Source organism: Pseudomonas sp. FFPRI_1, assembly GCF_055384485.1.
In genome coordinates, this window is record NZ_AP029168.1 from 338,351 (window position 1) to 350,000 (window position 11,650).

Consider the following 11,650-nt stretch of genomic DNA (forward strand, 5'->3'; position numbering starts at 1 on the left):
GTGACGTGCATCCTGCAGTCGTAGGGAGGGATCCGCTGCAAACGAGGGGCTTTCTGGCGGCTAGCGGGCAAAGCACCGAGTGTGGTTCAGGGAGTCAAGGCAGTTCAAGGCCGCCGGCGGCCTTGTGCAAGGCTCGCAGGTGCTCGCCCACCTGTTTCAGGTTGGCCTCGTTGGCGGCGATCTCGGCGGCCCTGGCAGGTTCGAGCAGGGCCCGTACTTCCTTGTCCAGATCACCGGTCAGCGATTGCAGCTGTTTCTGCCGCTGGCTGCTTTCGGATTCCAGACGCTGCCATTCACTGGCCTGTGGCAGGCCATAACCGCTGCTGCCCAGCAGTTCCGCCGGGCGGCTGAGGAAGCCACTGTTGGCGAGAATTTCCTGCAGGGTCTTGTTGGCTTTTTCCATGCCGCCGTTCTGCAGTTCGCGAGCCCCCAGGTAGCGCTGTTTGACCTCGTCCTGAGCCAGCAGCAGTTGCCGGCGATAGCTCGCCTGCTCCAGCAACAGCAAGGCGGCGCTGGTGCGCAGATCGGCCTGGGCGAACCACTGGCGCCGCTCTGCTGCGCTGAGGGACAGCCAGTCTTCGACGCTGGTCTGCTTGATCGGCAAGTGCTTCTTGATCACTTCGAACATGGCCTGATAGCGATCGCGGAAGGAATCGAAGCGATACCCCAGGCGCAGCGCTTCGCGAGGGTCGTCGAGAACGCTGGTATCGGCCAGCCCCCTGCCCTTCAGCACCTCCAGCAAGCCGTTGGGCATGATGCTGTCGAGGCCGATCAACTGCTTGTTGTTGCTGCCGCTGCGCAGCAGCTTGAGGCTTTCCACCGCACAGTTGTTGGACAGGAAGTAATAGTTGCCGTCGTAGCTCCAGTGCATCTCGGCGGCGTGCTCCACCACTTCCTCGATCTCGTTGCGCGACAGCTTCAGGGGCACCGAGGCGAGGCTGCGCAGCTCGGTCTTGGTGTATTCGTCGATGACCTGGGACAGCGGCAGTACAAACAGCCGCGACGGGTATTTGCCCACCAGGCCATCCCAGCTGGACAACTGCACGTCGCCGACAAAGGCGCGGTAGGACAGCACCAGGTGCTGGTCCAGGTCCAGCCGGCAATCCGGTCCTCGGGGGCGCCCCGGGGCACAGATCACCAGGCGCAGCATGCTGTGGCCCCAGCGGCTGACCCAGTTCTGGTTGGCTTCGGCCAGCAGGTAGTCCACGGCGTAGACCCGTTCCGGATCCACTTGCCCCAGGGGCTGCTTGGCGAAATCGTTGCCGGCATTGAGGAAGGCGAAAGATTGGGCGCAGGTGTCCTTGGCCGCCGGGGCCCAGCCGAAATGCTCCTTGTAGTAGCGATACAGCGCCGGGCGTCGGCAGGCATAGCTCGCGTCGAGGAGGAAGTACTCCATGTTCACTGCCACGAACTCTTTCGGGTTGGTGGTCTTGTAAAGGTCCGGGCTGCGGGCTATCTGGCGGTTGTGCTGTTCGCGCTCGCCACGACGACCGACGTATTGCGGCCAGCCGGCCAGATCCAGCAAGCGCGGGTCATCGCTGAGGGTGAAGCGGCGATCGTTCTGGCCTCGGCATTCATCCGGTAGGCCGATCAAGCCGGAGCTGTTGTTCTTGCGGGTGCAGCGCTGAATCAGGCGGCGCTCGGCACTGGGCCACAACCGCGCGCGATCATAGATATGGGTCAGTTCATGGAGCACGGTGGCGAGCATTTCCCGGCGCACGGTGCCATGGGGGCGGCTGGTTTTCTGGGTAGCGGCGGAACCGTCGGTCAGGCTGGCCAGCAGGGCACGGTTGAGGTTCAGCTCCGACACCAGGGACGCTTCACCGTAGGCGTTGTCGGGCATCTGGTCGGTCCAGCCGACATCAATGGTGCGGTCCAGCTGCTGGATGAAGCGCGGCGGCAAGGCCTGCATCGCTTCATCCAGCAGCGCCTGGCTGGCTTGCTGCTGTGCGGGGCTCAAGCCATCGGTCTTGAGGCGCAAGTGCAGGTCGGCCTGGGCAGTGCTGCAAAGCACTGCCAGGGTCCCGGCCAGCAGCCAGGCGAGAAGTGGTTTCACAGGGCGAGGATGGCTTCGGCGAGTACCTGGTCACTGGCATCACGGGCTTGCGGTAGCTGGGTGCGCAGGGCATCGAATGCGGCTTCCAGGTGAGCGCCACGGATATCGCCATTGCTGGCGACGAAGCTGGCGGCATCATCGTGGGCTTCGCGGACGACTTTCGAGTCACGGATCGAGGTGGTGGTGTCCGAGGTGAAATCGATGGTCCGGCCGGAAGCGCGGACGATGATGTTACTGGTGGCCACCAGGGTATGGGCCTGGGCCACATCGGCCAACAACAGCAGGCCAAGGGTGGCGGCAATCAGCGGGCTACGCATGGAACGACTCCGGAATAACAGGGGTGATTATTGGACGAGAATTGCCTGCGCCAGTTCAAGGTCGCTGGCATGAAGTTTTGCCTGGTGCTGGCGCAGGTACCTCAACGCAGACTCCAGGCGAGCGCCTCGTAGTTGGCCGTCAGTCGCAATGAAGGCGGCGGCGTCATCCTGGGCGGCGAGCATCAGTTTATGGTCGAAGGGCGCCGAGGTCACCTGGCTTGTCGCGTAAACGGTGACCACCGAGCTCTGTGTCGACAGGTCGAATGCCTGCACCGAGCCGGCCCAACAGAGGGCAATCAATAGCGGGGCGAAAAGTGAAGTCCGGAACAAACCCATGAGTCTCGACAGCTGAAAACCAGCGCCAAGGCTAGCGCAATGGTCCGCAGACGACCAGCGCAGAGGGCCTCAGGTACCTGCGCGCACCTGAGGCCAGCATGGCTTAGATCGCCAGGATCGCCTGGGCCAGCTGTGCATCAGTGGCCTGCAGTTGTGGAACCTGTTGGCGAATATGCTCAAAGGCACTTTCCAGTTTCACGCCACGAATTGCGCCATCGGTTGCGACGAAGCTGGCGGCATCATCCCGGGCAGCGCGGACAATCTTGTTGTCGCGCAGGGAGGATGTGGCGTCAGAGGTAGCGTCGGAGGTGGCCTTGAGCGCGCCGACAATGGCGTCAGTGGTCACGATCAGGCTGGTGGCGTGGGCGTTGGCAGCCAGGGCCAGCAAGGCGGCAGCGCTGAGCAGGCGAAGACGGGACATGGGGTAACTCCTGTGAATGAACAGACAAGTAATGGGCGCTGAGTGAGACGCCAGGCAGCCACTGCGAAGTGCTGTGTCTGATTGCTCTGACGCAGCTTGAAGGAAAATCGCTACGTCAGTGCCGATATTAGGCTGCGCAGTGCTGTTCGCACAGATCTGTGTCAGGACTTAACGCCAGAAGGGGTGATGCAATTCCCTGGTCCGGTCACAGTGGCTGATGCCGCAATCTGCCAGCTGTCGTTCATCCATTTGCGCCAGCAGCCGGCGAGTACGGGTTCTCTCGAGCATGCCTGCGAACATCGTCATCCAGCGCCGCAAGGTGCCAGGAGCTGTCTGGGAGGTGGGCCTTTTGCCGTATGTGTCCATGCTGCAGTCCTCGTTAAGCTGGCGATCGAGTGATGTGCAGTCTTATGGTGACGGCTGGCGGCGTGGCCAAACAGGTACAGCGCGATCAAATTGTACTGGTCCAGTTTTAAGATATATAAAACTGTACCTGTTGTGAGTTACCCAGGCTGTACTGCACCTTTTTCCGGGCCAGAACGACAAGACCCGTCGCGGTTTCCCGCGACGGGTCTTGTGTGTGCAATTCGGGGTGCTGGCGGTGGACCCGGTGGGTCAGGGCCAGCGACGCTGAGTTAGCGCCAGAATGGCTTGCTCAGCTCTTCGTAGCGTTGTGCTTCGCTGATCCCGGCATCGGCCAGCAGACGCGAATCCAGGCGAGCCAGTTGATGGCGGCTGGAGATGCGGCGCTGCCACAGCATCAGGTTGGCAAGAACGCGCAGAGGCATGGAAGCCTGGGTTTTTACAGCTTTGTCTTCGAAGAACAGTTCGGAACTGAGTGTACGTTCCATGGTTGACATCCTTCCGCTTGTGGCGGGATCAGGTAGTGGTTTAACTGGTGCCCATGATCCTCCTCCTGCGCAAGACTCTCTAGATACAGTTCACCTGTATTGTGAAGGACCAGTTAACTGTTTATAGAGGCTGTACTGTTCGAAATGGGCACAACTGTACCTGTCGGCACTTTTTTGGTGCGTTTCGGCTGTTTTTAGTGGGTGGCGGCCGGATTCAGGCGGCGAAAAGACCGGTACAGCAGTACAGTTTTTGACGCTTGTTGGTGAGCGGTCGGCGAACTGACGAAACTGTGTTTGCGTCAGCTGCCGACTGTATCAATCACTCAGCCAGCATTTTCCCGGTTTCTTCCAGGTTGATGTGCCAGCTCAGGGCATCGCGCAGGATGTGCGGGGTGTGTCCGCCCAGGGCACAGGCTTTGGTGAAGTAGTCATTCAGCGCGTCGCGGTAGGACGGATGCACGCAATTGTCGATGATCACCCGCGCCCTTTCCCGTGGCGCCAGGCCACGCAAGTCCGCCAGGCCGATTTCGGTGACCAGGATATCGACGTCATGCTCGGTATGGTCCACGTGGCTGACCATGGGCACCACGCTGGAAATCGCCCCGCCCTTGGCTATCGACTTGGTGACGAAGATCGCCAGGTGCGCATTGCGCGCGAAGTCCCCGGAGCCGCCAATGCCGTTCATCATCCGCGTGCCGCAGACGTGGGTGGAGTTGACGTTGCCGTAGATGTCGAACTCCAGTGCGGTGTTGATACCGATGATGCCCAGGCGGCGCACCACTTCCGGGTGGTTGGAGATCTCCTGGGGGCGTAGCACCAGCTTGTCCTTGTAGCGCTCCAGGTTGCCGAACACGTCGGCATTGCGCCGGCTCGACAGGGTAATGGAACTGCCAGAGGCGAAGCTCAGCTTGCCGGCGTCGATCAGGTCGAAGGTCGAGTCCTGCAGTACTTCGGAGTACATGGTCAGGTTCTCGAATGGCGACTCGATCAGGCCGCACATCACCGCGTTGGCGATGTTGCCGATCCCCGCCTGCAGTGGGCCGAGTTTGTTGCTCATGCGCCCGGCGTCCACTTCCTGCTTGAGGAAGTCGATCAGGTGATTGGCGATGCCCTGGGTCTCGCTGTCCGGAGTCGACACGGTGGATGGCGAGTCCGATTGGTTGGTGATGACGATGGCGACGATCTTCTCCGCCGGAATCGGGATGGCGGTGCTGCCGATACGGTCGTCGACTTTCACCAGCGGGATCGGTGTGCGAGTCGGGCGATAGGTGGGGATATAGATGTCGTGCAGGCCTTCCAGGTTCGGATTGTGCGCCAGGTTGATCTCGACGATCACCTGCTTGGCGAAGATCGCGAAGCTGGCAGAGTTGCCCACCGAGGTGGTCGGCACGATATGCCCCTGTTCAGTGATGGCCACGGCCTCGATCACTGCGATGTCCGGCAGCTTGAGCTGCTGATTGCGCAGTTGCTCGACGGTTTCCGACAGGTGCTGGTCGATGAACATCACTTCACCGGCGTTGATCGCCTTGCGCAGGGTGCTGTCCACCTGGAATGGCATGCGCCGGGCCAGGACGCCGGCTTCGGTGAGTTGCTTGTCCAGGTCGTTGCCCAGGCTGGCGCCGGTCATCAGGCTGATTTTCAGTGGCGTTACCTTGGCCCGTTCGGCCAGGGCATGGGGTACGGCCTTGGCTTCACCGGCGCGGGTAAAGCCGCTCATGCCGACGGTCATGCCGTCCTCAATCAGAGCGGCTGCGTCGGCGGCGCTCATCACCTTATCCAACAACGAAGGCAAGCGGATACGATCACGGTACATGGATTGTTATCTCGGGCAACGAAAGCAAGAAGCGCAGTCTAGTGATTTCAAAAAAAAACGCCCCGCGACAAAGGTCGAATGAAAGGCCCTGATCTAGAGCCTTCTGTCGGCTTTATGGGGTAAATAAAAAACCCCAGCCTACTAAAGGCTGAGGTTTTGGGTATTGCGCTACAGCAGGGTTATTCGACGGCCTTGACCATGTCTTCGATGACTTTCTTCGCGTCGCCGAACACCATCATGGTCTTGTCGAGGTAGAACAGCTCGTTGTCCAGGCCGGCGTACCCGCTGGCCATGGAGCGCTTGTTGACGATGATGGTCTTGGCCTTGAAGGCTTCGAGGATCGGCATGCCGGCAATCGGCGACTTCGGATCGTTCTTCGCCGCCGGGTTGACCACGTCGTTGGCGCCCAGCACCAGCACCACGTCGGCCTGGCCGAACTCGGAGTTGATGTCTTCCATCTCGAACACCTGGTCGTAGGGCACTTCGGCCTCGGCCAGCAGCACGTTCATGTGGCCGGGCATGCGGCCTGCCACCGGGTGGATCGCGTACTTCACGGTCACGCCCCGGTGCACCAGCTTCTCGGTCAGCTCTTTCAGCGCGTGCTGGGCCCGTGCTACCGCCAGGCCATAGCCGGGCACGATGATCACGGTGTCGGCGTTGGTCAGCAGGAAGGTCGCGTCGTCGGCCGAGCCGGACTTCACCGGACGGGCTTCCTGTGCTCCAGCCGGGCCGCCTGCGTCGGCGCTGTTGCCGAAGCCGCCGAGCAGCACGTTGAAGAATGAACGGTTCATCGCCTTGCACATGATGTACGAGAGGATCGCACCGCTTGAGCCCACCAGGGAGCCGGCGATGATCAGCATCGAGTTGTTCAGGGAGAAACCGATCCCCGCTGCAGCCCAGCCGGAGTAGCTGTTGAGCATCGACACCACCACCGGCATGTCGGCGCCACCGATCGGGATGATGATCAGCACGCCCATGACGAAGGCCAGGGCCAGCATCAATGCAAAGGCGCCCAGGTTGCCGGTGAGCATGAAGGTGATGCCCAGGCCCAGGGTCGCCAGGCCCAGCACCAGGTTGAGCTTGTGCTGGCCGGCAAACTGTACCGGTGCGCCCTGGAACAGGCGGAACTTGTACTTGCCCGACAGCTTGCCGAAGGCGATCACCGAACCGGAGAAGGTGATGGCGCCAATGGCCGCGCCCAAGAACAGTTCCAGGCGGTTACCGGCGGGGATCGAGTCCCCCAGGTGCTTGACGATGCCCAGGGACTGGGGCTCGACCACGGCGGCGATGGCAATGAATACCGCAGCCAGGCCGATCATGCTGTGCATGAAGGCCACCAATTCCGGCATCTTGGTCATCTCGACCCGTTTGGCCATGATCGAACCGGCGGTACCGCCGATCAGCAGGCCAACGATCACGTAGCCGATCCCGGCAGTCGCCAGTTCCGCGCCCAGCTTATAGATGAGGCCGACGGTGGTGAGCACCGCCAGCGCCATGCCCAGCATGCCGAACAGGTTGCCGCGTCGGGACGTGGTCGGGTGCGAAAGGCCCTTGAGCGCCTGGATGAAACACACCGAGGCGATCAGGTAGAGGGTTGTTACCAAGTTCATGCTCATTATTTCTGCACCTCTTCTTTCACGGCTTTGGGCGCTTTCTTCTTGAACATTTCCAGCATGCGGCGGGTGACCAGGAAGCCGCCGAACACGTTGACCGCGGCCAGGGCCACGGCCAGGGTGCCCATGGTCTTGCCCAACGGGGTCACGGTCAGGGCGGCGGCCAGCATGGCGCCGACAATGACGATGGCGGAAATGGCGTTGGTCACTGCCATCAAGGGTGTGTGCAGTGCGGGTGTGACGTTCCAGACCACGTGGTAACCGACATAGATCGCCAGCACGAAGATGATCAGGTTGTAGATACCGGGGGAGATAAGCTCTTCCATCGTCTGAATCCCTGCTTAGGCGTTTTTGCGGATGACTTGGCCGTCGCGGCACATCAGGCACGCGGCGACGATGTCGTCTTCGAGGTTGACTTCGAACTGCCCTTCTTTGGTGAACACCAGTTTCAGGAAATCCAGCAGGTTGCGGGCGTACAGTGCCGAGGCGTCAGCGGCTACCGCCCCGGCCAGGTTGGTTGGGCCGACAATGGTCACGCCATTCTCGATCACCACCTGATCCGCTACGGTCAACGGGCAGTTGCCACCCTGGGCCGCTGCCAGGTCGATGACCACCGAGCCAGGCTTCATCTGGGACACGGTGTCGGCGCTGAGCAGCGTGGGCGCCTTGCGGCCGGGAATCAGCGCGGTGGTGATGACGATGTCGGCCTGTTTGGCGCGCTCGTGTACCGCCAGGGCCTGGCGCTGCATCCAGCTGGCCGGCATGGGGCGAGCGTAGCCGCCGACACCAACGGCGCATTCGCGCTCTTCATCGGTCTCATAAGGCACGTCGACGAATTTGGCACCCAGGGATTCGATCTGCTCCTTCACTGCCGGACGCACATCTGAAGCCTCGATCACCGCGCCCAGGCGCTTGGCGGTGGCGATGGCCTGCAGCCCGGCCACGCCGGCGCCCAGGATCAATACGCGAGCCGCCTTCACGGTGCCGGCCGCGGTCATCAGCATGGGCATGAAGCGCGGGTAGTAGTGGGCTGCCAGGAGCACGGCCTTGTAACCGGCAATGTTGGCCTGGGACGACAGTACATCCAGGCTCTGGGCCCGAGAGGTACGTGGTGCGGCTTCCAGGGCGAAGGCGGTGATTCCGCGTTCGGCCAGCTTGGCGATGGTTTCATTGCTGAACGGGTTGAGCATGCCTACCAGCACGGTGCCGCTCTTGATCAGAGCCAGTTCGCTGTCGCTTGGGGCCACGACCTTGAGGATCAGCTCGGCGCCAAAGGCATCGTTGGCGCTGCCAATGGTTGCCCCTGCAGCTTCATAGGCACTGTCGACCACACTGGCATTGATGCCGGCGCCGCTTTGCACAGTGACTTTATGACCCTGGCCGATCAGCTTCTTGATGGTTTCCGGGGTTGCAGCAACCCGTGTTTCACCCGTTTGGGTTTCGAGAGGAACACCAATGTGCACGTCAAATCTCCTGCTTGATCTTATTGCTTTCGATCTTTCTTAGAAGGCCAGCGCACTGCGCAGGTGCGTCTGGGGCGGCCGATCAGCACGATCCCGCTGAAATCACAGCGGGGCGCGGCATTTTGCAGGCGAACTTTGAGGCCTTCAAGGGATTCTGACTAGTGACGGAAAATTAACTACAAGTCACCCCGTGACCGAATGTCGCAAGGTACCGGGTTTAACCCTTGTAAGCCGTGCCTTTCAAGGCATTTCCATTGAAATTAAGATTTTTCCTATCGTTAGCGTGAATAGCTCTTTATCGCTGCAAAATAAACCCTACAAGCCACGTGGTTAGGCGCTTATAAGGGTTTTTTCGGAGGTCTCGGTACAGTCTGTTTAAATGCGACAAATATTTATATCTGTAGTGCTTTGATATTTCTGACTACGAGGTCAGCTAATTGCTAGGAGCCTTTACTGCTCTGGGTTATAGCTGTTTGCCTGATTCACCAGCCAGTCACGAAATGCCCGTAAAGAGGCAGATTCGACTTTGCGCTCGGGAATCATCAGGTAATACGCCTTGAGGCTCGAGAGCGCTTGTGGATTGGCAATCACCAGGCGTTTTTCTGCCAGTTCGCGCTGGATGAGAAAGGGAGGAATCAGGGCGATGCCCATATCGTGCATGGCGGCCTGGGCGAGCATGGAGAATAGCTCGTAGCGCGGACCTGTCATGTCGCGGGGGATGTTCAAGTGTTGCGAGTTGAACCATTGCCGCCAGGCGTAGGGTCGAGTGGTCTGCTGCAGCAGGGGCAGTTCGGCGATGGCTGTTGCACTGAATTGCAGGTCATTGCCCAGCATGGCTGGACTGCAGACTGGCATGGGGTTCTCGCCCATCAGGCGGTGGGACTGGGTACCGGACCAGTCGGCATCGCCGAAGTAGATGGCGGCATCGAAGGGGGTGTCGGCAAACAGAAAGGGGCGCGTGCGGTTGGTCAGGTTGACCGTGACATCGGGGTGCTGCTGCTGGAAGTCCTTTAACCGTGGTAGCAGCCATTGGGTGCCGAAGGTCGGAACCACTGCCAGCTCGATGACGTTGGCGCCCTGCTGCCCCATGACTGAAAGTGTGTCGCGTTCCACCGCATCCAATTGAGTGGCCACCCGGCGGCTATAGGAGAGCCCTGCCTCCGTCAGCTTGACCCCCCTTCGCGAGCGCCGGAACAGCTCCACGCCGAGGAACTCTTCCAGGCTGGCAATCTGTCGGCAGACCGCGCCCTGAGTCAGGGAAAGCTCCTGGGCAGCCTTGGTGAAACTTTCGTGGCGGGCGGCCGCTTCGAAGCTGATGAGGGCAGCGGTGCTGGGGATTTTTCTGCGCATGTACGGCAATCTCACAAATGGGTGCTGTAAAAGCCGCTTTCAGCCATTACGGAGTGAGAAATTAGCACAACAGTATGCAAAATCCTCGTTTGCCTGAGGCGCTGCGGTGGGCCTAGGATCAGCCCACGATAGTTGACCTACTTCACGAGGACTCACTCATGGGCGGCAAAGCAAGCTTCAACTGGATCGATCCCCTCCTGCTGGACCAGCAACTGACCGAAGAAGAACGCATGGTCCGCGACAGTGCCGAGCAGTTCGCTCAAGACAAGCTGGCGCCGCGGGTCTTGGAAGCTTTCCGCCATGAGAAGACTGACCCAGCCATCTTCCGTGAGATGGGCGAGGTAGGCCTCCTGGGGGCAACCATTCCCGAGCAGTACGGTGGCAGTGGCTTGAACTATGTGTGCTATGGCCTGATCGCCCGTGAAGTGGAGCGTGTGGACTCTGGCTACCGCTCGATGATGAGCGTGCAGTCGTCCCTGGTGATGGTGCCGATCAATGAGTTCGGGACCGAAGCGCAGAAGCAGAAGTACCTGCCGAAGCTGGCCTCGGGCGAATGGATTGGCTGCTTCGGCCTGACTGAGCCGAACCATGGGTCTGACCCGGGTGCGATGATTACCCGCGCCCGCAAGGTGGATGGTGGGTATAGCCTGACCGGCAGCAAGATGTGGATCACCAACAGTCCGATCGCTGATGTGTTTGTGGTCTGGGCCAAGGATGATGCTGGCGATATTCGTGGTTTTGTCCTGGAGAAGGGCTGGAAGGGTCTGAGCGCACCAGCGATTCACGGCAAGGTCGGCCTGCGAGCGTCGATCACCGGTGAGATCGTCATGGATAACGTATTTGTGCCGGAAGAAAACATTTTCCCCGATGTGCGTGGCCTGAAAGGTCCTTTCACTTGCCTGAACTCGGCGCGTTACGGCATCTCTTGGGGTGCACTTGGCGCTGCCGAGTTCTGCTGGCACACCGCGCGGCAATACACCCTGGATCGCCAGCAGTTCGGTCGTCCTCTGGCGGCGACTCAGTTGATTCAGAAGAAGCTGGCGGACATGCAGACCGAGATCTCCCTTGCCCTCCAGGGTTGCCTGCGTCTGGGGCGGATGAAGGATGAAGGGACTGCTGCGGTGGAAATTACCTCGATCATGAAGCGCAACTCCTGCGGCAAGTCTTTGGATATCGCGCGCATGGCCCGTGACATGCTGGGCGGCAATGGTATCTCCGATGAGTTCGGTGTCGCCCGTCACCTGGTGAACCTGGAAGTGGTCAACACCTATGAAGGCACCCATGACGTGCATGCGCTGATTCTCGGGCGTGCGCAAACCGGTCTCCAGGCGTTCTATTAATAGGAGAGCAGCCATGGGCGCGTTATCGCATCTACGGGTACTGGATTTGTCGCGGGTATTGGCTGGGCCCTGGTCCGGGCAGATCCTCGC

At 60.5% G+C, this 11,650-nt stretch carries 13 protein-coding genes (1 of these 13 only partly in view); 2 read left to right on the forward strand and 11 right to left on the reverse strand.

The annotated features are described in order from the left end of the window. Positions 1–94: 94 nt before the first annotated feature. The 11 genes from ACZ5BO_RS01605 to ACZ5BO_RS01655 all read right to left on the reverse strand — a co-directional run bounded on the left by ACZ5BO_RS01605 (position 95) and on the right by ACZ5BO_RS01655 (position 10,220). On the reverse strand, positions 95–2,056 hold the full coding sequence (locus ACZ5BO_RS01605; protein ID WP_464697913.1) for a DUF7844 domain-containing protein: 1,962 nt from the start codon (positions 2,054–2,056) through the stop codon (positions 95–97). Beyond that, positions 2,053–2,373, reverse strand: a complete 321-nt coding sequence (locus ACZ5BO_RS01610; protein WP_025131741.1) for a DUF2388 domain-containing protein — start codon at positions 2,371–2,373, stop codon at positions 2,053–2,055. Before ACZ5BO_RS01610 ends, ACZ5BO_RS01605 begins: the two co-directional genes overlap by 4 nt. Positions 2,374–2,400: 27 nt before the next feature. Next, positions 2,401–2,709: a DUF2388 domain-containing protein gene (locus tag ACZ5BO_RS01615; protein ID WP_025131742.1), complete on the reverse strand. Its 309-nt coding sequence runs from the start codon at positions 2,707–2,709 to the stop codon at positions 2,401–2,403. Between the two features lie 103 nt (positions 2,710–2,812). Further along, positions 2,813–3,130 (reverse strand): DUF2388 domain-containing protein, encoded by a 318-nt coding sequence (locus tag ACZ5BO_RS01620; RefSeq protein ID WP_025131743.1) that lies wholly within the window; start codon positions 3,128–3,130, stop codon positions 2,813–2,815. A gap of 168 nt (positions 3,131–3,298) precedes the next feature. Beyond that, positions 3,299–3,496 (reverse strand): DUF1127 domain-containing protein, encoded by a 198-nt coding sequence (locus ACZ5BO_RS01625; protein ID WP_081818728.1) that lies wholly within the window; start codon positions 3,494–3,496, stop codon positions 3,299–3,301. A 269-nt stretch (positions 3,497–3,765) separates the two neighbouring features. Then, positions 3,766–3,981, reverse strand: a complete 216-nt coding sequence (locus ACZ5BO_RS01630; protein ID WP_025131744.1) for a DUF1127 domain-containing protein — start codon at positions 3,979–3,981, stop codon at positions 3,766–3,768. A gap of 319 nt (positions 3,982–4,300) precedes the next feature. Further along, the gene (locus ACZ5BO_RS01635; protein WP_016963711.1) at positions 4,301–5,794 is read right to left on the reverse strand and encodes an acetyl-CoA hydrolase/transferase family protein; all 1,494 of its coding nucleotides are present in this window, start codon (positions 5,792–5,794) and stop codon (positions 4,301–4,303) included. Between the two features lie 179 nt (positions 5,795–5,973). Further along, on the reverse strand, positions 5,974–7,410 hold the full coding sequence (locus tag ACZ5BO_RS01640) for an NAD(P)(+) transhydrogenase (Re/Si-specific) subunit beta (RefSeq protein WP_025131745.1): 1,437 nt from the start codon (positions 7,408–7,410) through the stop codon (positions 5,974–5,976). Further along, positions 7,410–7,733: an NAD(P) transhydrogenase subunit alpha part 2 gene (locus ACZ5BO_RS01645; protein ID WP_005783507.1), complete on the reverse strand. Its 324-nt coding sequence runs from the start codon at positions 7,731–7,733 to the stop codon at positions 7,410–7,412. Before ACZ5BO_RS01645 ends, ACZ5BO_RS01640 begins: the two co-directional genes overlap by 1 nt. A gap of 15 nt (positions 7,734–7,748) precedes the next feature. After that, on the reverse strand, positions 7,749–8,870 hold the full coding sequence (locus ACZ5BO_RS01650) for a Re/Si-specific NAD(P)(+) transhydrogenase subunit alpha (protein WP_025131746.1): 1,122 nt from the start codon (positions 8,868–8,870) through the stop codon (positions 7,749–7,751). Positions 8,871–9,320: 450 nt separating this feature from the next. Next, on the reverse strand, positions 9,321–10,220 hold the full coding sequence (locus tag ACZ5BO_RS01655) for a LysR family transcriptional regulator (protein WP_464697918.1): 900 nt from the start codon (positions 10,218–10,220) through the stop codon (positions 9,321–9,323). A gap of 158 nt (positions 10,221–10,378) precedes the next feature. On the opposite strand from ACZ5BO_RS01655, the gene ACZ5BO_RS01660 reads away from it, so the two are divergent. Then, entirely contained in the window at positions 10,379–11,560 is a 1,182-nt protein-coding gene (locus ACZ5BO_RS01660) for an acyl-CoA dehydrogenase (protein WP_025131748.1), read from the forward strand. 13 nt (positions 11,561–11,573) lie between these two features. Then, a protein-coding gene (locus ACZ5BO_RS01665) for a CaiB/BaiF CoA transferase family protein (protein ID WP_464697920.1) crosses the window boundary here: on the forward strand, positions 11,574–11,650 show its 5' end (the start). It continues 1,144 nt past the right edge of the window; the window shows 77 of its 1,221 coding nt (coding positions 1–77); its start codon is at positions 11,574–11,576; its stop codon lies beyond the right edge, outside the window.

Excerpts from the sequence above, each read along its gene's own strand:
- ACZ5BO_RS01635 (WP_016963711.1), bottom strand. The coding sequence starts at position 5,794 with ATGTACCGTGATCGTATCCGCTTGCCTTCGTTGTTGGATAAGGTGATG.
- ACZ5BO_RS01610 (WP_025131741.1), bottom strand. The coding sequence starts at position 2,373 with ATGCGTAGCCCGCTGATTGCCGCCACCCTTGGCCTGCTGTTGTTGGCC.
- ACZ5BO_RS01615 (WP_025131742.1), bottom strand. The coding sequence starts at position 2,709 with ATGGGTTTGTTCCGGACTTCACTTTTCGCCCCGCTATTGATTGCCCTC.
- ACZ5BO_RS01655 (WP_464697918.1), bottom strand. The coding sequence starts at position 10,220 with ATGCGCAGAAAAATCCCCAGCACCGCTGCCCTCATCAGCTTCGAAGCG.
- ACZ5BO_RS01630 (WP_025131744.1), bottom strand. The coding sequence starts at position 3,981 with ATGGAACGTACACTCAGTTCCGAACTGTTCTTCGAAGACAAAGCTGTA.
- ACZ5BO_RS01620 (WP_025131743.1), bottom strand. The coding sequence starts at position 3,130 with ATGTCCCGTCTTCGCCTGCTCAGCGCTGCCGCCTTGCTGGCCCTGGCT.
- ACZ5BO_RS01645 (WP_005783507.1), bottom strand. The coding sequence starts at position 7,733 with ATGGAAGAGCTTATCTCCCCCGGTATCTACAACCTGATCATCTTCGTG.
- ACZ5BO_RS01660 (WP_025131748.1), top strand. The coding sequence starts at position 10,379 with ATGGGCGGCAAAGCAAGCTTCAACTGGATCGATCCCCTCCTGCTGGAC.
- ACZ5BO_RS01640 (WP_025131745.1), bottom strand. The coding sequence starts at position 7,410 with ATGAGCATGAACTTGGTAACAACCCTCTACCTGATCGCCTCGGTGTGT.
- ACZ5BO_RS01625 (WP_081818728.1), bottom strand. The coding sequence starts at position 3,496 with ATGGACACATACGGCAAAAGGCCCACCTCCCAGACAGCTCCTGGCACC.